The following is a 24,955-nucleotide window of genomic DNA, read 5'->3' on the forward strand; positions in this document are numbered from 1 at the left end:
AATCGGTCACGCACCGTCTGTTTTTATCATAAAGTATGAAACGCGTTTCATAACAAGAACAAAAAAAGATTCATTTGTGATGTTTATTTCTTGTATTTAATGGGAATAGTATTATTCGGAGTTGATTATAACTTATTTTGCTTTGAAGAAATAAAAGGAGGAACGAACGATGACATATTCTTTAATTGAAACATTCAAACACATCGTAAGCGAGGCAACTAGCTTTAAGCGCGTTGATTTCGGAGGTTACGATATTTATATGCAGACAACAGATGGACGAACGATTACGGCACACATCCGCTATGATGGTGGTGGTACGGACTTCAATGAAGCTTATTTAATGCTTGAATCGAGTACCGGTCAACGTCGCACAGCGACCTTAACGCTTTATCAATTCGAACATCTCTCTTCTTATACTGCACACAGTGAACGGACACGTGCCCTAGTCACAACAAGTGCTTAATGACCATAAAACACGCCTCTCATTCGAGAGACGTGCTTTTTTAATTTTCTTCTCGCTCGAGGCGCTCGAGTTCTGCGTGTGTTTGTGGGAATCCATTCGCTTGCCAATCTGCCCGATGAATGGAATCCAGTTGTGTCAGTCCGACTTCAGCCGGATCGCGTTTCGCGTCGACACTTGGACGATGGTCAATATCATCTGAAGTCGATTTTCGTTGTTGGTATTGTTGATAGGCGATTGTCGCAATCGCCGCTAGACCACCTAAAATGACACCTGTCTTGAATGTTGCTCGCATGAAAGTTCCCCCTCTATGGTCATTAGTTGTGCTCTAGGTAGATGTACCCGAGTTACTTGAATTTGAATCATTCTTCTCATGGATCAACGTGTTATTTGAAAAAAATCAAAAAAAATTTCAGCCTATTTCTGCCGTGTTCCTACATATTTAATAATCAAGAGAGAAAATGGCTCTATCCCTTATGCTTCAACGCTTCACGTCATGCAAGAAGGAAAAAAGTACGCTATACTTGATTCAGAAACATCTTCGACGAACAAAATGAATCGTGTCTTCTACTGGACAGTTCCGAGCTTCAACAGCTTGCGTTCGCGTCCCTTTTTCATTTTTGGTCGTCGATGTCACAAAGGAGGGAATTTCGTGTCCGTGATGCACGGGGCTATTTTACTGCCCATATTGATCAGTCTTTTCATTCCGCTTCTAGCGAAACGCCTTCCGAACATTCATACCGGTTGGTTTGTACTTGTCGTACCTGTACTGCTCGTTTCGTATTTCAGCCGCTTTCTCGCTGGTACGATGTCAGGTGAGACCTTTACGGCACGCATGCCGTGGATACCATCGCTCGGTATCGATTTCGTCACGTATCTCGACGGACTCGGCTTATTGTTCGCACTATTGATCACAGGAATCGGCTCACTCGTCGTTCTTTATTCGATTTTTTATTTAGATGCGAAAAAAGAATCACTCGGAACATTTTATGTTTATCTGTTGATGTTCATGACCGCCATGCTTGGCGTCGTGCTGTCAGATAACATGATCGTCCTCTATCTGTTCTGGGAATTAACGTCGATTTCGTCGTTCTTATTGATCGCCTATTGGTACGAGCGGGAACGTTCTCGTTACGGCGCTCAAAAATCGATGCTGATCACCGTCTTCGGTGGACTAGCGATGCTTGGGGGAATCGCGATTCTCTCAACACTCAGTGGATCGTTAAGTATTCGTGAGACCTATGCGTCGCTTGAATCGATTCAAGGTGAACCCTTCTTTTCGGTCGCCCTCGTTTTATTCTTGCTAGCTGCCTTCACGAAATCGGCTCAATTTCCGTTCCACATCTGGTTACCGGATGCGATGGAAGCACCGACCCCTGTCAGCGCCTACTTGCACTCGGCAACGATGGTCAAGGCAGGGTTGTATCTTGTCGCTCGTTTCAGTCCGATTTTTGCGGATGAGTCGCTCTGGTTCTATCTCGTCTCATCTGTCGGAATATTCACCTTATTCTGGGGTTCACTCAATGCGGTGAAACAACATGATTTGAAAGGAATCCTTGCTTACTCGACGATTTCTCAGCTTGGATTGATCATGTCCTTGCTCGGACTCGGAGCAGCCGCCTTGCACGTCGACGCGTTAGATGACGGATTATATACGATTGCGACAGTCGCTGCGATCTTCCACCTGATCAACCACGCGACGTTTAAAGGCAGTCTCTTCATGATGGCGGGAATCGTCGATCACGAGACTGGTACTCGCGACATTCGGAAGCTCGGTGGTCTTGCGCAACTCATGCCGATTTCGATGACGATTGCGATGATCGGGACCCTTTCGATGGCGGGGATTCCACCATTCAATGGTTTCTTAAGTAAAGAGATGTTCTTGACAGGTGTACTTGAAGTTTCAGGATCTGACTTGTTCCACTTACCGTCTTACGGTTGGATTATTCCTGTACTCGCCGTCGTCGGAAGTATCTTTACATTCGTCTATAGCATCTTGATCGTCCGCAGAACGTTCTTCGGTAAGCGTCAAGACGACAAGTTACCGAAAACACCACACGAGGCACCGATTGGCATGTTGATTCCACCTCTCGTCCTCGTCTCGCTCGTCGTCATCATCGGACTCTTCCCGAATATATTATCGGATACGTTGATTCGACCGGCAGTCGAAGCGATCTTACCGCAAGTCGTTGATGCGGGTGGCAAGATTGATGTGCATATTTCAATGTGGCATGGATTCAATACTGAATTATTCCTGACACTCGTGATCATCAGTGCTGGCGTAATCTTGTATAAAACACTCCCACGTTGGCAATCGCTTTACAACCGGATGCCACGTGCCGTCTCCTTGAATCATCAATATGACGCCTTGTTACGTCGTGGTGAACAGACATCGACAAAGATCCATGATACGGTCATGACCGGATACATGCGGTCGTATCTCGTCTACATCTTCGGATTCATCGTCATCTTGATCTTGACGGCATTATACGGGTTTGATGCCTTCCGCTTCGCGGTTGATCCAATCAGCTCGATTGACGCGTATGAGATCATCCTTGCACTCGTTCTCGTTTCGAGTGCCCTCTCGATCACCTTTGCGCGTTCACGACTGACATCGATCATCTTGCTCGGTGTGACAGGTTATACGGTCGCTCTGTTCTTCGTCTTGTTCCGAGCGCCAGACCTTGCCTTGACGCAACTCGTCATCGAGACCGTATCGGTCGCTCTGTTCCTGCTCGTTTTCTATCGTTTACCGGAAATCAGCCGGAAAGAAGAGCGCATTCCGTTCAAGCTCGGCAACGCCTTGATTTCGGCACTCGTCGGACTGACGGTGACACTCGTCGCACTTGCTTCTCTCAGCCAACGATCGTTTACTTCAATCGCCAAATATTACATCGATAATGTCGCTGATCTTGCCGCTGGCGGTAATATGGTCAACGTCATTCTCGTCGACTTCCGTGGCTTCGATACGTTGTTTGAGATTGCCGTTCTCGCACTTGCCGGAATCGGAATTTACACGATGATTAAATTCAGACGAACAGGAGGGATGGATAAATGAAAAAGCAGACAAAAAAGCATACGAATGACGTCATCTTAGAGTCCGCGACTTCCTTTATCACGTTCATCATCTTCCTGTTTGCTGTCTACTTGTTCTTTGCTGGACACTATACGCCAGGTGGCGGTTTCATTGGTGGTCTTGTGACGGCGTCTGCTCTTGTCTTGATCTTACTTGCTTACGACATCAAGACGTTACGCCGGATTTTGCCATTCGACTACAAATGGATCACGGCTCTTGGCATGTTGATTGCCGTACTGACGGCTTCAGGAGCGCTTGTCTTTAACGTCCCGTTCTTCACACATGCACATGACTATTTCAACCTACCGTTATTCGGTAAGACATCACTTCATACGGCGATGTTGTTTGATCTTGGTGTTTATCTTGTTGTCGTCGGTGTGACGATGACGATTATTCAAACGATTGGGGAGAGTGATTAATATGGAAATCATCATGGCGATCGCCGCAGGCATCCTGACGATGTGTGCCATTTATCTCATTCTTTCGAAAAGTATTCTTCGCATTATCATCGGAACAGGGTTGCTCAGCCACGCTGCCCATCTACTCGTCATGACGATGGGTGGATTAAAACGAGGCGCGGCTCCGGTCTTAAAGGACGGCGTGACTTCCTATACGGATCCACTACCGCAAGCACTCGTCTTGACCGCCATCGTCATCAGCTTTGGTGTCACTGCCTTTTTCTTGGTACTCGCTTATCGTGCCTATCAAGAACTCGGAACCGATAATATCGAAGAGATGAAAGGAACCGATTCGAATGATTAACTTACCGCTACTACCAATCATCATCCCTTTGTTGACTGGTGTCATCTTGATGTTTTTCCCACGACACCTCAAAGGACAACGAATCGTTTCCCTCTTTTCGACGATTTTAACTGTCTGTGCCTCCATCTATCTTGTGCTGACTGTCCGGTCGAACGGAATCTTAACAGTCACACTCGGTAGCTGGCCAGCACCTTTTGGTATCACACTCGTCTCTGACATGCTATCCGCTTTACTCGTCACGACGACAAGCATTCTTGTTCTTTGTATCATCTGGTATGCCATTGTCTACTTGAGCGTTTCCTATCAACGGTACTACTATTTCATCGCCGTCCAATTCCTGCTCGTTGGTGTCAATGGTGCCTTTACGACAGGTGATATCTTTAACATGTTCGTCTTCTTCGAAGTCTTCCTGATTTCGTCTTATGTTTTGATCGTTCTCGGCGGGAAACCGGCACAATTACGAGAATCGCTGAAGTATCTTTTGATTAATGTCATCTCGTCTGCATTATTCGTCATGACCGTCGCCTTCTTGTACGGAATCATCGGATCACTCAGCATGGCGGATATCAGTCAAAAGATTTCAGAGGTCGGACAGCCAGCAATCCTCAACGTCATCGCCTTGTTATTCCTGATCGTCTTCGGATTAAAAGGTGCGATCTTCCCGCTCTACTTCTGGTTGCCTGGTTCTTATCAAGTACCACCGACGCCTGTTCTTGCTCTGTTCGGTGCCTTGTTGACGAAGGTCGGGGTCTACGGGATTTTACGGACGTATAGTTTGTTCTTCTCAAATGAGATTGGAACGATTCATCAAATCTTGAGTATCCTTGCGCTCAGTACGATCATCATCGGGGTGATTGGTGCGCTTGCGACACGGGATGCGAAGCAAATCATCATCTACAACATCATCGTCGCAGTCGGAGTCATCTTGTACGGGGTTTCCCTCATGACACCGCAAGCACTAGAAGGTGCGATTTTCTATCTTCTTCATGATATGTTGATTAAAGCCGCTTTATTCCTACTCGTAGGAATCATGGTCGGAATTGCCGGCTCGAGTAAGCTGAAAGATATGGGCGGGATGATCAAAGCCTATCCTGTATTAGGTTGGACGTTCTTCATCGCGGCGTTATCACTTGCCGGGATTCCACCGCTCAGCGGATTCATTGGGAAATTTTTGATCGTTCGTGGTGGTATTGAAGCCGGTGAGTTGATTGGACCAATCATCGTTCTACTATCCAGTCTACTCGTCTTGTATTCGGTCGTTCAATTGTTCATGCGTGCCTTTTGGGGAACACCGAAGACTTACTCTGGTGATAAACAAGCGCTTGTTCCAAAGCTGCTAGTTCCTACGATTGCCTTAGTTGCGCTCAGCGTTCTCTATGGAGTAGGTGCTGAGGCGATGCGTCCACTGATTCAACAAGCCGTTGAACCGTTGACGAATCCAACGCTCTATATCGATGCCGTACTAAAAGGAGGTCGTTAATTCATGCCATTTCAAGTCTTGCTCAACTTATTTCTTGCATTCTTGTGGATGTTTCTCTCAAACAATTTCTCGGCCTCCGGTTTCGTCATCGGTTACGCGCTAGGGTTGATTGCGATGTTCGCTTTCCGTCGCGGCTTCAAAGGACGCTTTTATCTCGGACCCGTCGTCGCACTCGTCCTATTGTTTTTCCGCTTTCTCTACGAGCTTGTCGTCGCGAACATCGATGTCTTGAAAATCATCTTAAAGCCGAAGTTAGATATTCAGCCTGGTATCTTCGCTTATGAGACCGAACTCGATCAACCGTGGCAAATCACGTTGCTGTCGATGCTGATCACATTGACACCGGGAACGCTCGTCGTTGATATCTCGGATGATAATAAGACACTCTACATTCATGCACTCCACATGCCAGAGGTCGATGAAGCAGTCGCTTCGATTCGTGATAGTTTTGAGAAAGCCATTCTGGAGGTGAGTCGGTAATGTTCGATATTTTAATCTATATCGCACTCGGGGGTGTCTTTCTCTCGATGCTCGGTCTGTTTTACCGGGTCATCAAAGGACCCAGTGTGGCGGATCGTGTCATTGCTCTTGATTCGATTGGTATCAGCTTGATTTCAATCGTTGGCCTTGTCTCGATCATCTTACGGACGAGCGACTACCTCGAAGTCATCCTGTTGATTGGTATACTCGCCTTCATCGGTACGGTTGCCTTTTCAAAATATATCGAGAAAGGAGAGATCATCGAACGTGATCGCAATCAATGAATTGATCGTCGCGGTCTTCGCCTTGCTCGGTATGGGATTTAGTCTCGTCACCGCGCTTGGTCTGATCCGCTTACCGGATGTCTATACGCGTGCTCACGCTGCATCTAAAAGCGCGACATTAGGTGTCATGTCGATTTTAATCGGCGTCATCATCTATTTCGTCACTGAAGATGGATTCTTCTCCTCTCGTGTCGTTCTCGGCATCCTGTTCGTGCTCATTACAGCACCGATTGGAGGACATCTGATCGCTCGTGCTGCATATTACAGCAATGTGCCGTTATGGAAATCGTCTGTTCGTGACGACTTGTCTCAGAACAAAGAACATGTGGAACCAAAGAAACGCCAAGATGATGTATAAGTATCGCTATGACAAAACCCTCGCTTCCATTCACGGAAGCGAGGGTTTTTTGATTAAGAACGCTGTAAAGGTGAGGCAGCAAACAAGAGTGCCAACTCATCACGATTAACCAGCAATTCTTCTAATGTATGCTGTTCCAGTTCCCGGATAAAAGCTCGAAGCGCTCGTCCGAGCACACCTTTTAGACGACATCCTGGTTCGATGACACAATGACCGTTGCTTCCAAAACACTCGACGATATCCATCGGTTCCATCTCCCGAACGACTTTACCGATGTTGATGTCTTTTGGATCACGAATCAAACGGAGTCCGCCTGACCGACCTCTTGTTGATTCGACATAGCCAAGTTTCGCTAACTGTTGTGTCACCTTCATTAAATGGTTGGATGAGATGCCATAATGATTTGCAATCTGCGGCATTGGTGTGATGACATCCCGGTGCACCCCGAGGTACATCAACACACGTAATCCATAATCCGTATACTGTGTAATTCTCACGATCCTCACTCCATTCCTTCCCAAAACTGCACTGTTATCGTACCATGAAATACGAAACTGACTACATTGTTTTGTCTCATGATTCGAAATTCTGATAAACCTCTATAGGGTTTACGTATGGAATGAAATATTGGATTTAAAATACGAGTTTTAAAAACAAAAAAACTATTTCTCCTTTCCTGTTCGAAAGAAGAAATAGTACTATTTCCTTTTTACCTTATTTTTTGTACAGTCCTTTCACGACATCATTAAAACGGTCGGCATAGTTCGTAAAGACTCCCGTGACACCATAATCAAGCATACGAACCATATCCGCTTTTTCATTCACTGTGTACGGGTGAAGTAACAAATCATGCGCCCGAATTGCTGCGACGTTCTCACGTGTCAATGCTTTGAAGGAAGGACCGACACCGACCGCATACTGGCGGATTGCTGTTAATCGATCATCCGTCATTGCCTTGACTTCATTTGCTTCCATCAACTGAACCAAGGGAACGTTCGGGTCGATGGCTCTGACTTTTTGAAGACTCGCTTCACTAAACGACTGAATCAAGACTTGTCCTGATTTGACCTTGTTACTCGACAATCCGTTCTGCTTTAGTACGTCGAGCAATTTCTGTTCCATTCCCGGGTACACTTCCGGTGATTTCGTCTCGATGTAGTAATTCGCATGCTTCCCATACTTACTCAAGACTTCTTGAAGCGTCGGAACTTTCAAACCGACATACGATTTTTTCGCAAGGGTCGGGTTCGCTTCATTGAACCAGCTACCGGCATCAAGTTTCTTGATTTCAGCAAGCGTTTTATCTTTGACGGCACCCGTTCCGTTCGTCGTCCGATCAACCGTTTCATCGTGCATCGCAATCAATTGACCGTCTTTTGTCATCTGTAAATCAATTTCGATGTAATCTGCTTTGAATGTCTTATGTCCCATTTCATAAGCTGGCATCGTATGCTCTGGCGCGTATCCCGAAGCTCCGCGGTGAGCAACATTGATGATTCGATTTGGATCGAGTAACGATGTTCCTTTTGAATGTGCGCTGACATCTTCTGTCGGAAGACCTGTGCTTAATACGGCTCCTGCTACCATCGTCAATCCAAATTGTTTCAACATAATCAATCCCCCCTTGAAATATTCTTACAACACTTATCCTAAATCGTATGTATGAAGCTGATATAGAGATGATGTAAATGTCGTTTCGTGTTTTGATGACAAAGTGATATCAACAAAAAAAAGACCCGCATCTAAAACGGGTCTTTTAATGATTACGCTTCGAAAATCAATGACTCTGGATCTTCAAGGAGATCTTTAATGTGCTTCAAGAACGTAACAGCTTCTTTTCCATCAACGATTCGGTGATCATAAGAGAGTGCGACATACATCATCGGACGGTTTTCCATGCGTTCAGCATCAATCGCTACAGGACGTAAGTTGATTGCGTGCATTCCGAGAATCGCGACTTGTGGACCGTTTAAAATCGGTGTCGACATGAGTGAACCGAACGTACCACCATTCGTGATCGTGAACGTACCACCCGTCAAATCAGATAGACCGAGTTTGTTATCGCGCGCCTTGACCGCTAATTGAATGATGTCTTTTTCAATCTCAGCAAAGTTCTTTTTGTCCGCATCACGCACGACTGGAACGACGAGACCATCTGGTGCTGAAACGGCAATACCGATATCGTAGAATTTCTTCAGGACGATTTCGTCGCCTTGAATCTCAGCATTCAAGTATGGCATCTTTTTAAGTGCTGCGACTGCTGCTTTCGTAAAGAATGACATGAAGCCAAGTTTGACTTCGTTTTCTTTCACGAATTTCTCTTGGCGACGTTTACGCAGTGCCATGACCGCTGACATATCGATCTCATTAAATGTTGTCAACATTGCTGCCGTTTGCTGAACTTCAACGAGTCGGTTCGCAATCGTCTTGCGACGGCGTGACATCTTGATTCGCTCTTCCGGTTTCCCAGGAGCGGCTGCAGATGCTGGTGCTGGTGCCGGTGTAGCGGGTTTCGTAGGAGCCGGTTTTGCTTGCTCACGTGGTGCTACTTCAAACGTCGCGACGTCTTGCACACGGATGCGACCAAGTGGATCTTGCGTCGCCACTTGTGCTAAATCAATTCCTTTTTCACGAGCCAGTTTACGGGCAGCAGGTGAAGCAATCGGACGATCCGCAACAGATGTACTTTCAGTCGCTGCCACAGCCACCGGTTGTTCCGCTTTTTCTTCTGCTTTTGGTGTCTCTTTTGGAGTTTCTTGTACTGGTTCTGCCGCAGCCGGTTTTGGAGCCTCGCCACCAGCAGAGATGACAGCAATCGTTTCCCCGACGCGAACTGTATCTCCTTCAGCAGCCATCACTTCCGTCAACGTACCTGCTTCATCTGACGGTACTTCGATATTGACTTTATCTGTCTCGAGCTCAACGATGGCTTCTCCTTTTTCAACGTGATCACCTGGTTGTTTCAACCAAGACGCCACCGTTCCTTCTGTGATTGATTCGGCAAGTTCTGGTACTTTGATTTCCATCGTATTCTCCCCCTATGACTCGATTCTATCTTAAGTTATGATGTGTGATTTGATACGTGTGATGGTGCTGTTGGAGTAGAAGCAGTCGCTGTGAGTGCATCATTGATGATACGTGCCTGCTCTACTTTATGACCTGACGGGTCACCTTCTGCTGTACTTGAACGGCGACGACGACCGATGTAACGGACGGTTTGGATGCCGTTCGGTGCGACTGTCTCAAGTCGAGGTTCCATGAAGGACCAAGCCCCCATGTTTTTCGGTTCTTCTTGTACCCAGACCATCTCTTCGACGGCTTCATAGCGCGCGATGACTTCTTGTAAGGCTTTCGCCGGGAACGGATACAACTCCTCGACCCGGACGATTTGTAGCCAATCGAGATTCTCATCTGATTTTGAAACGGCTTCCGCTAGATCGATTGCCATCTTACCAGAACAGAACACAAGACGTTTAACTCGATCTGGTGCTTCGCCAAGTCCAGCTTGTTCGATGACACGTTGGAAACTACCTTCCGTCAACTCAGAGACATCCGATGTTGCAAGCGGATGACGCAAGAGACTCTTCGGCGTCATGACGACGAGCGGTCGGACTTCCTCTTTTCCGAGAATCGCTGCTTGTCGGCGCAATAAGTGGAAGTACTGGGCAGCACTCGATACGTTCGCGACTGTCCAGTTTTTCTCACCCGATAACGTCAAGAAGCGTTCTAAACGACCACTCGAGTGTTCTGGTCCTTGCCCTTCATAACCATGCGGAAGCAACATGACGAGACCTGACGTTTGTCCCCATTTCGCGCGGCTAGCTGAGATGAACTGGTCGAAGATGACTTGACCTGAGTTCGCAAAGTCCCCATATTGCGCTTCCCATAATACGAGCGTTTCCGGAGCGAAGACGTTATAACCGTATTCAAAACCAAGTACACCTGCTTCAGACAACGGACTGTTGTAGACCGAGAATGATGCAGTTGCCGTTGATAAGGCATGGAGTGGCGAGAAGCCTTCTCCTGTTTTCACATCATGAAGATTAATGTTCCGTTGTGCGAACGTTCCTCGTTCAGAATCTTGACCGCTCAAGCGGATGGGTATTCCATCTGAGAGAATCGAAGCGAACGCCAATGTTTCGGCATGTCCCCAGTCAATTCCGTTCTTTGTCGAGAACGCATCCGTCCGGCGCTTCAGGACCTTCTCAAGTTTATGGAACACCTGGAAGCCATCCGGCCACTGTAATAATTCTTCGTTGTACGCTGTTAGTGTTTCGATCGAGACCCCTGTCTCGATTGTCGGTACCCCTTTAAAGACGACATCCGGCATGACCCCACCATACTCTTTCTCGACGTTCGGTACTTTCTCTCGAGCCGCTTTCATCTGATCATTGATCGATGTTTCAATCGATTGAATTTCGTCAGCTGTCGCATCCCCATTCGCGACAAGCGTTTTCCCGTACAATACACGAATTGGATCATGTTTATGAATCAAATCATATAAGACCGGGTTCGTATTCATCGGTTCATCCATTTCGTTATGACCAAAACGACGGTATCCGATTAAATCAATCATGACATCCTTCTTAAACGTTGCCCGGTACTCGCTCGCGAGTAACGCGACAGCGAGACAGCTTTCCGGCTCATCTGCGTTGACGTGGAAGACTGGGATCTCATACCCTTTGGCAAGATCACTCGAGTAACGCGTCGAACGGGAGTCCGTCGGCTCCGTTGTGAAGCCGATCGTGTTATTCGCGATGATATGAATCGTTCCGCCGGTGTTATATCCTTTGAGATTCGCTAAATTCAACGTTTCAGCCACGATTCCTTGACCTGGGAACGCTGCATCCCCGTGAATGAGGATCGCAGCAGCAGCTGCTTGCTCTTGGCGTGGTGCCCCTTTTTGTGAGCGATCATCTTGTGCCGCACGTGTGAAGCCTTCAACGACTGGGTCGACGAACTCAAGGTGCGACGGATTGTTTGCAAGCGTCATCCGGACGTTACGTGTCTCTTGCTCGAGTTTTCGGTTTAAACCGAGGTGATACTTCACGTCGCCTGTCCAACCGTACGTGATCCCAATCGAGCCTTCAGATGGAACGAGATCATGGTTCGGTGCATGTTGGAACTCAGCAAAGATCATTTCATATGGCTTCCCGAGTACGTGCGCCAAAACGTTCAACCGTCCACGGTGTGCCATTCCGATATTGATCGTCTCCGACCCGTTCGAGATGAGGTGTCCGACGATCGTGTCGAGCAATGGCACCATTGCGTCAAGTCCCTCAATCGAGAACCGCTTTTGACCGACATATGTTTTGTGCAAGTATTTTTCGAAAAGGTCCGTTTCAGCCAAGCGTTTGAATAACTGTTTCTTTTGTTCAGCATCTAGCGTCGCTGTCAAAGCACCTTGCTCGATTTTTTGACGGAGCCATTTCTTTTCATCGAGATCGTCGACATGCTGGAACTCAACAGCGGCTGCTCCCGTGTACTGTGCCTTTAAATGTTCGATGCCTTCATACGCGTCCTGTATACCAGTTGGTGGTTCAGGGCAGACGAGTGAGACTGGCATTTTCCGAAGATCTGCCTCTGTCAATCCGTACTGACTCAATTCGAATAATCCTGTTTCTCGCGGATGGTCCTTCAGCGGATAGATATCCGCCGCAAGATGTCCTTTTGCACGAATTTGTTCCGCTAAACGATTCGCCGCAAGATATTTTTCGAAATCTCCTGTCTCGACTTGCATCGGTACGACTGGTTCCGTCACGGGTGCACCATGCTCTTCGAAATACGCACGTGTCTCCTCATCAACGGATGTCTTGTCTTCTAAAAAACGCTCGTACAATTCAATAATGTAGCCAAGGTTTGGTCCATAAAATGCTTGTTGATCTTGCTCGTGGCCTGCCATGTACGGTTCCCCCCGTTTCTATATTTCTCCCCACACATCCAGTGGATACTCGATGTGTTTCCAGCCCTCTACCTGTTAGCGCTTTCAAAAGGAATTGCATGAATAAAACGCTGAACGTCATGAGAAGGAATGACCGTGTCATTCTTCCATGAAAGTGCCTTCGTTACTATATTACTACTCTTTTCCTATGTGTGCATTTCGAATTCCCAAATTCTCACGCTTAAATGTATAAGTTTTTCTTATGACCACTTGCCTAGTTATTTATGATTCGTCAAAAAACCGGCGTATCCGCATTTAGATACGCCGGTCTCATCATAAGACTTTACTAAGGAACGATTGCGTCCGTTCGTGTTGTGGAGAATCAAATAATGCTTGTGGTACGTTCTCTTCGACGATATAACCACCATCCATGAATAAGACGCGATCTCCAACCTCTCGAGCAAATCCCATCTCATGGGTCACGACGACCATCGTCATGCCTTCAAGAGCAAGTTGTTTCATGACGGCAAGCACGTCACCTACCATTTCCGGGTCAAGTGCTGACGTTGGCTCATCAAACAACATGATTTTCGGATTCATTGCAAGCGCGCGGGCAATCGCGACCCGTTGTTTTTGACCACCAGATAATTCACCTGGATAATTATCCGCTTTTTCACGTAATCCGACTTTATCAAGGAGTTCAAGTGCCCGCTGTTTCGCCTGTTCTTTATCCGATTTACGTACTTTGATCGGTGCGAGCGTGACGTTTTCTAACACAGTTTTATGCGGGAAGAGATTAAAATGTTGAAAGACCATCCCTACTTCTTCCCGGACCTTGTTAATATCGACCTTTGGACTCGTAATGTCGAAATCATCGACAATGACCGTGCCACCTGTAATCTCTTCCAATCGATTCAAACAGCGTAAAAACGTACTTTTCCCAGATCCCGACGGACCGATGACACAGACGACTTCTTTTTCGGCAATCGAGACGTTGATGTCTTTTAAGACTTCATTCGAACCGAAGGATTTCTTTAGATTCTTTACTTCAATGATACTCATCGTAATGTAAACCTCCGTTCCAAGAACTTCGCCACTAAGGACAAGAGATAAATGATGACGAAGTACATCAATCCGACGATGGACCAGACGATGAATGGTTCAAACGTCGTTGACTGCTGTACTTGACCTTGTTGCGTCAAGTCAGCGATGCCGATAATCGACAACAACGATGTATCTTTTAAGCTAATGATCGATTGGTTCGTAATCGTTGGTAACATCCGCCGGAATGCTTGCGGTAAGATGATCTGCACCATCGTTTGACGCCCTGTCATCCCGAGTGAACGTGCAGCTTCTGTTTGTCCTTTATCAATCGATTGGATACCAGCTCGAATGATCTCTGCAAAATAAGCACCGGCATTGATTGCGACCGTCAGTATCCCTGCATACATCCGGTCCATCGATAACCATTCGAGCGAGTTAAGTCCAAAATAGATGAAGAATAACTGAACGATGAACGGCGTTCCGCGAATGACATCAATATAGACAATCGCGATCCCGTTTAAGATTTTTGATGGTGATAAGCGCATCAATGCGACGACTAAGCCAATCAGAAAGCCGACGATGACCGCGATGATGAAAATATACAATGTGACTTGAAGCCCTTCCAAGAAAAATGGAAATGCGGTTTTGACCACTTCCATTGGCTATCCCACTCCCTTATTGCCTTGCGACTTATTTCAGATACGTATCAACGATTTTATCGTATTCACCGTTTTCTTTTAGATTCGCAAGTCCTTTGTTGATTTTCTTCATCAGATCCTCGTTCTCACCTTTTAAGACAGCGATTCCGTAATTGTCCCCGTTGAGACGGTCTCCGACAAGTTTTAATCCAAGGTTTTGTTGTTTGTTTGCATATGAGATGACAGGATAATCTTCAATCAAGGCTGCTGCGTTACCGTTCTTCACTTCTTGGAACATCGCTGGGCTGTCATTGAACTGTGTGACTGTGAAGCCAAGCTTATCTGCGTTATCCGTTGCATATTTCGCACCCGTCGTTCCCTTTTTGACGGCTACTTTTTTCCCTTTTAAATCGTTGACGGATTTAATACCATTCTCATCTTCTTTGACGACTAAAATAAGACCAGCTTTGAAGTATGGATCTGAGAATGTGACGACTTTCTTCCGTTCTGGCGTAATACTCATACCGGCAATGGCAACGTCCAATTGATTGGCTTGAAGTGCCGGAATGATACCGCTAAAGTCCATTGCTTCAAATTGAATCTTGAAGTTCTGATCCTTCGCGATTGCTTTCATGAGATCAATGTCGATTCCCTTGTACGTATCCCCATCTTTATATTCAAATGGTGGGTACGTGACGTCAATGCCGACCTTATACGTCTTTCCTTCTGACGACTCTTCTTCTTTCGAACCGATGCTACATGCACCAAGCACGAGAACACAGCTCATCAAGAGCGCTAGCAAGATACTCCCTTTTTTCATGTTTGTTTCCCCTCTCCTATGTGTTAAAGATTGTTAACTCTACTTAGTACTTTCCCTGAAGAGTACCCTCTTTAAAACGTATTTTACCAGAAAAATTCTAAAAAGATAAACTTTTCTGAATTTTTATTCGTTGAAACCGTTTTCTATTCATCATCAAAAAAGAAGGCACCCCCTTGCTGGGATTGCCTCCTTCAATCATTTATGCCGCCGAGAGGACTTGAACCTCCACGGTGTTGCCACCACTAGATTCTGAGTCTAGCGCGTCTACCAGTTCCGCCACGACGACGTTGATTTATGATATTAATATAGCGGGTAACGAACTGAGTTGTCAATCATTTCGCAAGATGTTGCGAACGAACTTCTCGACGACATCATCATACAATGCCGGATCCTCAAAATAGGCCATCGCGTGAGCGGCATTCGGAATGACGACGAGCTCTTTTTCTGTTGGACAAGCTTCATACAGCTCATATACCATATCTGTCGGTACAAACGTATCTGCCCCACCATGGATGAACAAAATTGGTACCTGTGCTTTTTTGACTTGTTTCAGCGCTGATGCTTCACGGAACGTATAACCTGCCTTTAGCTTCGTCAATACGCTCGTCATACCTAAAAACGGGAAATGTGGTAGTCGATACATCCGCTTCATCTGATACGCAAGTACAGCATTGACGGACGTATAGGCACAATCAGAAATGATTCCTTTGATCTGTGGTGGGAGTTGCTCGCCACTCGTCATCAATACGGTCGCCCCTCCCATCGACACCCCATGCAAGAACAGTTTCGCATCCTGTCCAATCCGTTCAATCAGATAGTTCGACCAACTGAGACAATCTTCCCGATCATGCCATCCGAATCCGATATAGTGACCGTCACTCATTCCGTGTCCTCGATTATCCGGCATCATGACATGAAAACCGGCCTGATGGTACAGATAGGCGAATCCGGCTAAATCCGTTCCGACGCCTCCGTATCCGTGCACGAGAATGACAATCCGATCTGATGGAACAGGAGACGGAAGGAAGTGCCCGCGTAACGTCAAACCATCTTTCGCTTCAATCTCGATCCGCTCGAGCGGCTGCTCCTTGATCCAGGTCTGTCCAGGTTGCATCAATCGGACCATCTCATCACTCAAATCCCGATTATTCGATAAGAAAGGCTTCGGATTCGTGGCGATTGCCATCTCATAAAAATAATAACTCGCTGCTACTAATCCGGATCCGATGACTCCGATTCCAATTTTTGTTCTGCGACGCATCTGCCCCACTCCTTCTTTCAGTTATAGCTCGATCTTCAGTTGAGCAGCATGGTCATCCTCTTCATCCTGCAAGACTTGTTGACGTAATCGTTGTTCTTGTTGCTGACGCCGGTAGGCAAACTCTTGGACAAGCTCTGTACCCGTGAACCCATCTTCTACGAGTTCGCTCAATAAATCCGTTTCTGTCTCGACGACCTCGCCCGGACGTCGCATGACGAGAACATCTCCGACTTGTGCAATCAGCAATTCATCTTCTAGACGAAGTGCATCGTAAAATGGTTCCGGTAACGTCATTCGACGTGTCTCCGGATTGATATGGACGCGTTTATAAACGCCTAATGCTTGAAACTTACGACGTGCCATTGCGTGCTCTCCTTTTTAGTTGAACGTCAGATCGATTCGTGAATCTTTTCCTTGAATACGAACCGTACCCGTCGCTCCATTGATTAACGTCAACTGTGGCGGCTGATGACCGATGTCAAGATCATATAAGACTGGTAAGCCCGTTTCATCTGCTAGATACTGATACACGTCTAGCCATGTCAGATCTTCTGTGATCCTTGCAGACGTACGACCGAATAAAAAGCCAGCCGCATGGTCAAACCATCCTGCATACGCCATTTGTCGAAGTGTCCGGTGCACCTCTGCTGAACTCGCTTCAGACACCTCGAAGTACCAGAGTATCGGTTCTCCGTTGATTTCTTCACGCTGGAAACGCTGTACATCTCCGTACGGTGTCCCAATCAGATGGCGAATCGTCTCAAGACACCCACCAAGTATCCGTCCGGTCACTTCTTTTCGCTCATCAAGTGCTTTCCATTCGGTCGCTTCCGTCAGTTGAAATAACGAACCTGCTGGACGTTCTTGGTCTGTCCACTCGGATTGATAACGATCGGAAGCCCACTGTGTGACGGTTCCTCCAGTTGGCGTTGCGAGCACCCGTCGCCAGGCACTTGTCGTCTCGTCCCATTCTTCACTTCGAAGCTCAACGAAATTCGGACCATGTGCTGTCGCCATCCCCGTCTGAAGCGTCAGACTGAGCAATAACGTACTGATATCGGAATAGCCAAGCAACCATTTCGGTTGGTACGTAGCTAGCGCCAACTCGGGTAAAAGATCAATGGCGCGTTCCCCACCAAATGGCGGGATAACGGCATCAATCGTCTCATCCGTCATCATCTGATTCAATTCTTCGGCGCGTTGTTTAACCGGCGCACTCGCAGCAAGTTGATGCGACCAAATCGTTTCGCCCAAACGGACGTTCATTTGCCGTGCTTGTACTTGTTCAACTGCTCGTTCGACCCATTCCTGTTGCTGTTCACGTAATCCGGAGGAGGGCGCCGTCACTCCGATCGTTTGACCTGTCCAACCTAAAAATGGATATTTCATGGTGACCCCCTATAATGTCATAGTGTGAAACTATCTTCTCGTCAAAATATGAGTTCATTATACCGTTCTTATGCCGCATTACCAACTTTTATCCTGTTAGAACGTCGTGATACGAACAAAAAACACGATTCCGCACAAGCGACCTGAATGAACAAGTCACCTCGACGAAATCGTGTTTGAATCTTTTTTAACTTGATGCTGATAGTTCAGCATATTCCTCTTGCGTGAACGCACGGGAGCGTGTCAAAAAACGTTTCCCTTCGACACCCTCAAGAGAGAACATTCCGCCTCGACCATTCACGACATCAATGATGAGTTGCGTATGTTTCCAGTACTCATATTGATCTTCATGAATATAAAACGGACAACCACCGATCTCTCCTAGTTTTTTATCCTGATCCCCTAGAAATAGATCACCCTGCGCAAAACACATCGGGGAACTGCCATCGCAACAACCACCAGATTGATGAAACATCAACGGACCGTGCTTTTCTCTCAACTGGTCGATTAACTCTAAACAAGCTGCTGTCGCCTGAACACGTTCCACCATTTGCATCCACGTCCTTTCCGACTTAGAAGAAACCGAGTTTATTCGGGTTATAGCTAACGAGTAGGTTTTTCGTCCGTTGATAATGGTTAAGCATCATCTTATGGTTTTCGCGTCCGATACCCGACATTTTGTAACCACCAAATGCCGCGTGAGCTGGATATTGGTGATAACAGTTCGTCCAGACGCGTCCTGCTTCGATCGCACGACCAAACCGGTACGCACGGTTCATATCGCGCGTCCAAACACCGGCACCAAGACCGTACAACGTATCATTCGCAATTTCGAGCGCTTCTTCTTCCGTCTTGAATGTCGTGACCGACAAGACCGGTCCGAAAATTTCTTCTTGGAAGATTCGCATCTTGTTATGCCCTTTAAAGATCGTTGGTTGGATGTAATATCCTTCTGCGAGATCCCCTTCGAGCATGTTACGCTCTCCACCGACGAGACACTCTGCGCCTTCAGATTTCCCGATTTCAAGATATGAAAGGATTTTCTCCATCTGTTCGTTCGAAGCTTGAGCCCCCATCATGACGTCCGAATCAAGAGGATTTCCGATCTTGATGGCTTTGACGCGCTCAAGAACACGTTCCATGAACGGCTCGTAAATTGATTCTTGAATCAAGGCACGCGACGGACACGTACAGACTTCTCCTTGGTTCAATGCAAACATCAGTAATCCTTCGATTGCTTTATCGAAGAAGGCATCATCTGCCTGCATGATATCTTCGAAGAAGATGTTCGGTGATTTCCCACCAAGCTCGAGTGTGACCGGAATCAGGTTCTGTGATGCGTACTGCATGATCAAACGTCCTGTCGTCGTCTCACCCGTAAAGGCGATTTTGGCGATTCGTTTGCTTGAAGCGAGTGGTTTCCCTGCCTCAAGACCAAATCCATTGACGATGTTAAGAACACCTGGTGGAAGTAAGTCTTCGATGAGTTCAACGAGTACCATGATGCTCGCTGGTGTTTGTTCTGCTGGTTTTAAGACGACACAGTTTCCTGCCGCGAGAGCTGGTGCTAATTTCCAGACAGCCATTAAAAGCGGGAAGTTCCACGGAATGATTTGACCGACGACGCCAAGTGGCTCATGGAAGTGATACGCGACCGTATCTTGGTCAAGTTCACCGACCGAACCTTCTTGGGCACGGATGACGCCGGCGAAATAGCGGAAGTGATCAATTGCAAGCGGTAAATCCGCGTTGAGTGTCTCACGGACCGCTTTCCCGTTCTCAAGTGTCTCTGCATAAGCGAGCATCTCAAGGTTTTCTTCCATCCGATTCGCGATTTTATTTAAAATGTTTGAACGTTCCGTTACAGAGGTCTTCCCCCATGCTTCTTTTGCGGCATGCGCTGCGTCAAGAGCCAGTTCGATGTCTTCCTTACCGGAACGAGCGACTTGGCACAATACTTTACCGGTGACAGGTGTTACATTATCAAAATATTCTCCCCCGACAGGTGCCGTCCACTTTCCATTGATGTAATTTTCATACCGTTCCTTGTACTGTACTTTTGACCCTTGCTTGTTCGGAATGTCATAAATCATGCGTTACTTCCTCCCTCAACTAAAATGGTCAAGCAGTGAGACGGATGCTTGTATGCGCTTACATTTTAATATAGGCTAAAACAGCCCTCTCGATACCATCGTACCAAAATTATATGAAAAGTCAAAAAATTCCGGTAAATATCTGTGATTTTTTTCGAAAAAAAACATCTCCGTTTTCAGGAGATGTTTTACGATCAAGACCGTGTCGGGTCAATCCCGTCTTCTTGGTCAGACGGTGTATCGGAACTACCAAAGTCACTCACTTTCGAGAAACCGTCCGTATCACCGTCGATGTCTTTTCCGCGGGCTGTGACCGATGGATCAAGTACATCTTCTTCGCTTGGTCGTGAATTCGGATCGTTCTCATTTTGTGCAGCTTCTTCCTTAGCATGCTCGATACATAATAACGTCTCCGGAATGATATCAAGACGTTCAATCTCAATCTCTTTTCCGCATACTTCACAAATCCCGTACGTTCCGTCTTCAATCGCTTTAAGAGCACGATCCACATCCGACAGCATGTCTTCTTGCATATCCGTGATCGCTTGATCGCGTTCCCGCAAGAACAGTTCATCGCCGGAATCGGCAGGATGATTATCGTAACTCGACAATTCACCTTCATCGTAATCGGTATCGCGTTGTTCGATGTTTGATGTCGTCTTCTCTTTTTCCTTTAATAACCGTTGCTTGAATTCTTCCGTCTGTTGTTTAGATAACATGATTGTTCGACTCCCCTTCGTTAGTACCTCTGTTAAGAATGTAGCCTATTCGGAGAAGAGTTAAACCATCAGGAACATTTGTAAGAACGAATCGATCCGTGAAGATCGCAGATGACCGTCATACATTCATTTCCATCATTAAAGCAAATCTGATGCGACCGTCCGTTTTTGGATGTCGTGATATCGTCAATCCACAGTTGCGAAGCATCTGCCGAAGACAACATGGCGATTTTGTCGCGAATCATGAATAAATCAAACGGTAACAGATTCAAGGATTGAATCGTTAAACCGTGCTTCCGGAAAAGTGGATCAAGCTGATATTGCGAGAGACTATACAAACACTTCTCCGCCCCACCAATCAACAACTGAATCGAATGGGAGGGTTCATGACTATCGATTCGCTCCTTATGGAGGATGATTCGTCCTCGAACACCAGATTCATTGAAAATCCGTTGCGTATCCTCTTGTGAAAGACGTGGTCCACCATCTTTGACCTTTAGAACGATGTGAGCGAATTCTGCGAAATCTGGTTTTCCAATTTCAAGCGCCGGGATATGACGGACTTCTTCACGTTCAATGATTTCAATCAAGTCACGCTCGACTTGGACACTGACCGTATCTGTTGAAAAGACACGGACGTCGATCACGAATTGATCGAGTACCGCATTTACTTCGATCGTGTATGTTAAATCAAGGTTTTTTTCTTGTTCAACCAACAATCGATTCAAGATAAGTTGATGCAATAAATGGACTGGTGTGCGTGAAGAAAATTGACTCGAATAAATCAAATGCTTCGGTCCGGTTCCTTTTGTTGCTTTTGGTCGTGCTCCGTTTAATCTATATACGTTTACTTTATAATTCAACATATGATCACCTTCTCTTACCTGAAAAATCGGAATAGAGATGTTCCGTTCATATAGCGTACAATGTATTTTAATCACTAAATATTCGTTTTCGAATATTCCAAATTTAATATACAAATTGTAATCAAATTGTGATAGAAGATTCTTAAAAACAGATCTTTTCTATGATACCATTTCGCATTAAAGTCAAAAAAAAAAAAACCTTCCACAAGATGTGAAAGGTGTTTGACACACAAGAGTATTCTTTCTTAAGCAATCGAATTGACTTGTTGTTGCATTGCTTCATAATGTTCGATGATTCGAGATCCAAGTGGATCCGTTGCTGACAGTTGTAGATATGCGTTCAGCGCATCTTCGATTCCATGTTTTGTAATATACGCATTTAATTCTGAAGATTCTGAATCATCCGGGTCGAAATAGGTTAGGGCTGCTGCGATGCCGCGTGCTAATCCATCTGCTTCGATGCCGCGTTCCATCAATTCTTTCGCTGGTTTAACGAGTCGGTCGCTTGGACTCAGTTTACGAATCGGTGAACGAGCAACCCGAATGATTTCATCATGAATCCGCGGGTTTTCAAATCGTTTCATATTCTTTTGGATATACGCACTATGGTCGACTGGGTTAAAGCCGTACTTTTCAAGTAACAACCACCCTGTTTCGTAAAGTGCTGTCTGGACACCACGACGGATGCGTGGATCTGTTAAACTTTCAGCGATCGTCTCTTTTTGGAACAATGCTCCGAGGTACGATGCGATCGCATGTCCTGTGTTGACGGTGAACAGTTTCCGCTCGATGAACGGTTCAATGTTCTCGACATAGGTGACGCCTTCGATCCGTGGATAGGCTTCCGGTAATCCAGTCGTCTCGATCACCCATTCGAAGAATTCTTCCACTTCGACGTATAACGGGTCTTCATGATGTTGAAGCGGCACGATCCGGTCAACCGCCGCATTTGGGAAATACCAGTTCTCCTCTAACGGCTGATGTTTCGCCACCTCTGCTTGCAAGTGTTTTGACCCACCAATCATGTTTTCACATGCAATGACGTAGACAGGTTCCTGTTGATCACGTTGACGTAACCCTTCCGCAATCAATGGAGCGACTTTCGACAACAAGGTAGGTCCGACGGCCGTCGTAATGACATCCGCTTCCCGAATCGCGTCGATGACTTGTTCTGCTTCAGATATACTGTTGAGCGCCGTCACGCCGTCGACGCGCTCACGCCCTCCCTGTTCAGAGGCATAACCGACTTCATAGGTATGTCGTGCTTTTAATGCATCGACGACCGTCGTATTGACATCTACGAAACAGACTTCGTAACCCGTCTTAACGAGTTGTAAGCCGATGAACCCACGTCCGATGTTACCGGCACCAAAATGAATGGCTTTCATGCTTACACCTCCGCTGTCAATAAGGCGATGATTTCTTCTTTGGATGTCGCTTTCACAATACGCTCGACGTTCTCCTCATCAGAGCAAATGACCGCGATATTCGATAGCAACTCGAGGTGTTCGTCACCGACACCAGCGATGCCGATGACGAGTCGTGCTTGTTCCGTTCCGAACGCTACGCCTTGCGGTACTTGTAGAATCGAAAGTCCTGTCTTCTTGACCTGCGATTTAGCTAACTCTGTTCCGTGGGGAATCGCGACATGGTTGCCAATATAGACCGTCGATAAAGCATGACGCTCCTGCATTGAGTCGATGTAACCGGCTTCGACATATCCGTGATCGACGAGGAGTTGACCGGCAGCCGTAATGGCTGCCGTCTCGTCTGCGAATTGTTGGTCAAGTAATACGAGTTCCGGTGAAAGGTTCATTGTCGTTGTCATGTTTATTCCTCCTTGAGTGTCTCTATCTTTATCTTTAAGAAATTTTATTCCGTGCTGTTTCGATCTCATGGACGAGTTGGTCATAATAACCGGCATTCAGGAAGTTATCGACTGACCGATGTTCTGCCGTTGGTACCTGTTCCATCGCCCGCTCCGTCAAATCACGATGCGTAATGATCAGTTCAGCGTTTTGCGGCAGTTGGCTGATCGACGTATTCGTTACCTTGATCGGTAACCCCGCCTTATTGATTTTATTGCGAAGGACGGATGCTCCCATCGCACTCGATCCCATACCAGCGTCACAAGCGAAAATGATATGTTCGACTTCCGCAAGTGGTTTGGCATCAGCTGAAACGAGTGTCGAAGCAATCGATTGTTTTCCTTTCATCGCACTGACGTTCGCGCTTGCTTCTTCGAGTGATGTCTCTTTTGCTTTGCTTGTCTTCAGCAGGACAGTCGATACAACGAATGTCACGGACGCTGACACAAGGACACCGGCGATCAATCCGATGTAAGAGCCGCGGGATGCCATCGCAAGGACAGCGATGATACTACCTGGTGAAGCAGGTGCGACTAAACCAACATCAAATAAGACGAATGTGAGGATTCCACTCATACCACCTGCGATCATCGCAAGCAATAAGACCGGCTTCATCAAGACATACGGGAAGTAGATTTCGTGAATCCCACCAATGAATTGAATGAACGCAGCGCCCGGTGCTGTTTTCTTCGCTGCACCAGAACCGAAGAACGAGTAAGCGAGTAACAATCCGAGACCCGGACCCGGGTTGGCTTCGAGTAAGAACAGTACCGATTTCCCTGCTTCATTCACTTGGTCGAGACCAAGCGGACTTAAGATACCGTGGTTGATTGCATTGTTTAAGAACAAGATTTTTGCTGGTTCAATGAACAAACTGGCTAGTGGTAGCAAATGTGCACTGACGATTGCACCAACTGCTGCCGCCATGATGTCGTCAAGACCTGTCATGAGTGGTCCGAATACTTTGAATCCACCGAGCATCAACAAGCCACCGATGATTCCGACCGAGAAGTTATTGACGAGCATCTCGAGACCTGGTTTGACTTTTCCTTCGATGAGATGATCAAACTTTTTGATGACGTATCCGCCAAGTGGTCCCATGATCATAGCACCAAGGAACATCGGAATCTCTGTTCCGACGATGACCCCCATCGTCGCGAGCGTCCCGACGACGCCCCCTCTGACGTCATGCATTAACTTTCCGCCTGTGTATCCGATCAGCAACGGTAAGAGATAGGTGATCGTCGGACCGACGAGTTCACCGAGTTCCTTGTTCGGTGCCCACCCAGTCGGGATGAACAGTGCCGTGATGATCCCCCATGCGATGAATGCACCGATGTTCGGCATGACCATACCGCTTAAAAAGCTTCCGAACCGTTGAACTTGAACACGGATGCCCCGTGCTCCATTTTGAGCTGTCGCCATTGCGTTAGCCTCCATTTCGTGTATGAGTTGATATGATGATTGCGTTGCTAT

The 24,955-nt window shown here is 46.6% G+C and carries 26 protein-coding genes and 1 tRNA gene; 8 read left to right on the forward strand and 19 right to left on the reverse strand.

Annotated elements, in window-relative coordinates:
• Nucleotides 1-169 precede the first annotated feature (169 nt).
• Nucleotides 170-463, forward strand: a complete 294-nt coding sequence (locus tag L985_RS09805; protein ID WP_023468536.1) for a hypothetical protein — start codon at nucleotides 170-172, stop codon at nucleotides 461-463.
• A 40-nt stretch (nucleotides 464-503) separates the two neighbouring features.
• Here the strand turns inward: L985_RS09805 and L985_RS09810 are convergent, their stop codons facing one another.
• Nucleotides 504-755, reverse strand: a complete 252-nt coding sequence (locus L985_RS09810) for a hypothetical protein (protein WP_029341919.1) — start codon at nucleotides 753-755, stop codon at nucleotides 504-506.
• A 357-nt stretch (nucleotides 756-1,112) separates the two neighbouring features.
• Here L985_RS09810 and L985_RS09815 point away from each other — a divergent pair, with 357 nt between their 5' ends.
• Genes L985_RS09815 through mnhG form a run of 7 tightly spaced genes read left to right on the forward strand, consistent with a single transcriptional unit; the run spans nucleotide 1,113 to nucleotide 6,900 of the window.
• The gene (locus tag L985_RS09815; protein WP_035396993.1) at nucleotides 1,113-3,518 is read left to right on the forward strand and encodes a Na+/H+ antiporter subunit A; all 2,406 of its coding nucleotides are present in this window, start codon (nucleotides 1,113-1,115) and stop codon (nucleotides 3,516-3,518) included.
• Complete coding sequence (locus L985_RS09820; RefSeq protein ID WP_023468539.1) at nucleotides 3,515-3,955, forward strand: Na(+)/H(+) antiporter subunit B; 441 nt, start codon at nucleotides 3,515-3,517, stop codon at nucleotides 3,953-3,955. Before L985_RS09815 ends, L985_RS09820 begins: the two co-directional genes overlap by 4 nt.
• A 1-nt stretch (nucleotide 3,956) precedes the next feature.
• Nucleotides 3,957-4,298, forward strand: a complete 342-nt coding sequence (locus tag L985_RS09825; RefSeq protein ID WP_023468540.1) for a Na(+)/H(+) antiporter subunit C — start codon at nucleotides 3,957-3,959, stop codon at nucleotides 4,296-4,298.
• Complete coding sequence (locus tag L985_RS09830; protein ID WP_047395597.1) at nucleotides 4,291-5,778, forward strand: Na+/H+ antiporter subunit D; 1,488 nt, start codon at nucleotides 4,291-4,293, stop codon at nucleotides 5,776-5,778. Before L985_RS09825 ends, L985_RS09830 begins: the two co-directional genes overlap by 8 nt.
• 3 nt (nucleotides 5,779-5,781) lie before the next feature.
• Nucleotides 5,782-6,258 (forward strand): Na+/H+ antiporter subunit E, encoded by a 477-nt coding sequence (locus tag L985_RS09835; protein ID WP_047395595.1) that lies wholly within the window; start codon nucleotides 5,782-5,784, stop codon nucleotides 6,256-6,258.
• A gap of 47 nt (nucleotides 6,259-6,305) precedes the next feature.
• Nucleotides 6,306-6,542, forward strand: coding sequence for a Na(+)/H(+) antiporter subunit F1 (locus L985_RS09840; protein WP_369792030.1), 237 nt, complete (start codon nucleotides 6,306-6,308; stop codon nucleotides 6,540-6,542).
• Nucleotides 6,526-6,900: a monovalent cation/H(+) antiporter subunit G gene (gene mnhG / locus L985_RS09845; RefSeq protein WP_047395592.1), complete on the forward strand. Its 375-nt coding sequence runs from the start codon at nucleotides 6,526-6,528 to the stop codon at nucleotides 6,898-6,900. The genes L985_RS09840 and mnhG overlap by 17 nt, the downstream gene beginning before the upstream one ends.
• A gap of 53 nt (nucleotides 6,901-6,953) precedes the next feature.
• On the opposite strand, the gene L985_RS09850 is transcribed toward mnhG, so the two are convergent.
• The 18 genes from L985_RS09850 to L985_RS09935 all read right to left on the reverse strand — a co-directional run bounded on the left by L985_RS09850 (nucleotide 6,954) and on the right by L985_RS09935 (nucleotide 24,904).
• Nucleotides 6,954-7,397, reverse strand: a complete 444-nt coding sequence (locus L985_RS09850; protein WP_047395589.1) for an Rrf2 family transcriptional regulator — start codon at nucleotides 7,395-7,397, stop codon at nucleotides 6,954-6,956.
• Nucleotides 7,398-7,614: 217 nt separating this feature from the next.
• Entirely contained in the window at nucleotides 7,615-8,511 is an 897-nt protein-coding gene (locus tag L985_RS09855; RefSeq protein ID WP_047395586.1) for a glycerophosphodiester phosphodiesterase, read from the reverse strand.
• A gap of 152 nt (nucleotides 8,512-8,663) precedes the next feature.
• The gene (odhB, locus tag L985_RS09860; protein ID WP_047395583.1) at nucleotides 8,664-9,926 is read right to left on the reverse strand and encodes a 2-oxoglutarate dehydrogenase complex dihydrolipoyllysine-residue succinyltransferase; all 1,263 of its coding nucleotides are present in this window, start codon (nucleotides 9,924-9,926) and stop codon (nucleotides 8,664-8,666) included.
• 35 nt (nucleotides 9,927-9,961) lie between these two features.
• Complete coding sequence (locus L985_RS09865; RefSeq protein WP_047395580.1) at nucleotides 9,962-12,802, reverse strand: 2-oxoglutarate dehydrogenase E1 component; 2,841 nt, start codon at nucleotides 12,800-12,802, stop codon at nucleotides 9,962-9,964.
• 312 nt (nucleotides 12,803-13,114) lie between these two features.
• A complete protein-coding gene (locus L985_RS09870) occupies nucleotides 13,115-13,843 on the reverse strand; it encodes an amino acid ABC transporter ATP-binding protein (protein WP_023468549.1) in 729 nt (242 codons plus the stop codon).
• Nucleotides 13,840-14,484: an amino acid ABC transporter permease gene (locus L985_RS09875; protein ID WP_047395577.1), complete on the reverse strand. Its 645-nt coding sequence runs from the start codon at nucleotides 14,482-14,484 to the stop codon at nucleotides 13,840-13,842. Before L985_RS09875 ends, L985_RS09870 begins: the two co-directional genes overlap by 4 nt.
• Before the next feature lie 31 nt (nucleotides 14,485-14,515).
• Complete coding sequence (locus L985_RS09880; RefSeq protein ID WP_023468551.1) at nucleotides 14,516-15,283, reverse strand: transporter substrate-binding domain-containing protein; 768 nt, start codon at nucleotides 15,281-15,283, stop codon at nucleotides 14,516-14,518.
• Between the two features lie 202 nt (nucleotides 15,284-15,485).
• A tRNA-Leu gene (locus L985_RS09885) sits at nucleotides 15,486-15,569 on the reverse strand.
• A gap of 42 nt (nucleotides 15,570-15,611) precedes the next feature.
• On the reverse strand, nucleotides 15,612-16,544 hold the full coding sequence (locus L985_RS09890) for an alpha/beta hydrolase (protein WP_029341930.1): 933 nt from the start codon (nucleotides 16,542-16,544) through the stop codon (nucleotides 15,612-15,614).
• A gap of 21 nt (nucleotides 16,545-16,565) precedes the next feature.
• Nucleotides 16,566-16,907: a hypothetical protein gene (locus L985_RS09895; protein WP_023468553.1), complete on the reverse strand. Its 342-nt coding sequence runs from the start codon at nucleotides 16,905-16,907 to the stop codon at nucleotides 16,566-16,568.
• A 15-nt stretch (nucleotides 16,908-16,922) separates the two neighbouring features.
• A complete protein-coding gene (locus L985_RS09900; protein ID WP_047395574.1) occupies nucleotides 16,923-17,933 on the reverse strand; it encodes a S66 family peptidase in 1,011 nt (336 codons plus the stop codon).
• A 187-nt stretch (nucleotides 17,934-18,120) separates the two neighbouring features.
• The gene (locus tag L985_RS09905; protein ID WP_047395570.1) at nucleotides 18,121-18,483 is read right to left on the reverse strand and encodes a DUF779 domain-containing protein; all 363 of its coding nucleotides are present in this window, start codon (nucleotides 18,481-18,483) and stop codon (nucleotides 18,121-18,123) included.
• A 22-nt stretch (nucleotides 18,484-18,505) separates the two neighbouring features.
• A complete protein-coding gene (adh, locus tag L985_RS09910; RefSeq protein ID WP_029341933.1) occupies nucleotides 18,506-20,026 on the reverse strand; it encodes an aldehyde dehydrogenase in 1,521 nt (506 codons plus the stop codon).
• A gap of 194 nt (nucleotides 20,027-20,220) precedes the next feature.
• On the reverse strand, nucleotides 20,221-20,745 hold the full coding sequence (locus L985_RS09915; RefSeq protein ID WP_029341934.1) for a TraR/DksA C4-type zinc finger protein: 525 nt from the start codon (nucleotides 20,743-20,745) through the stop codon (nucleotides 20,221-20,223).
• Between the two features lie 68 nt (nucleotides 20,746-20,813).
• A complete protein-coding gene (locus tag L985_RS09920; RefSeq protein WP_029341935.1) occupies nucleotides 20,814-21,611 on the reverse strand; it encodes a hypothetical protein in 798 nt (265 codons plus the stop codon).
• 245 nt (nucleotides 21,612-21,856) lie between these two features.
• Nucleotides 21,857-22,999, reverse strand: a complete 1,143-nt coding sequence (locus tag L985_RS09925) for a mannitol-1-phosphate 5-dehydrogenase (RefSeq protein ID WP_047395567.1) — start codon at nucleotides 22,997-22,999, stop codon at nucleotides 21,857-21,859.
• Nucleotides 23,000-23,001: 2 nt separating this feature from the next.
• Nucleotides 23,002-23,439: a PTS mannitol transporter subunit IIA gene (locus tag L985_RS09930; protein WP_235609828.1), complete on the reverse strand. Its 438-nt coding sequence runs from the start codon at nucleotides 23,437-23,439 to the stop codon at nucleotides 23,002-23,004.
• Between the two features lie 34 nt (nucleotides 23,440-23,473).
• A complete protein-coding gene (locus L985_RS09935; protein WP_029341938.1) occupies nucleotides 23,474-24,904 on the reverse strand; it encodes a PTS mannitol transporter subunit IIBC in 1,431 nt (476 codons plus the stop codon).
• Between the last annotated feature and the right edge of the window lie 51 nt (nucleotides 24,905-24,955).

It is taken from the genome of Exiguobacterium sp. ZWU0009 (genome assembly GCF_000798935.2).
GTDB classification, from domain to species: Bacteria; Bacillota; Bacilli; order Exiguobacteriales; family Exiguobacteriaceae; genus Exiguobacterium_A; species Exiguobacterium_A acetylicum.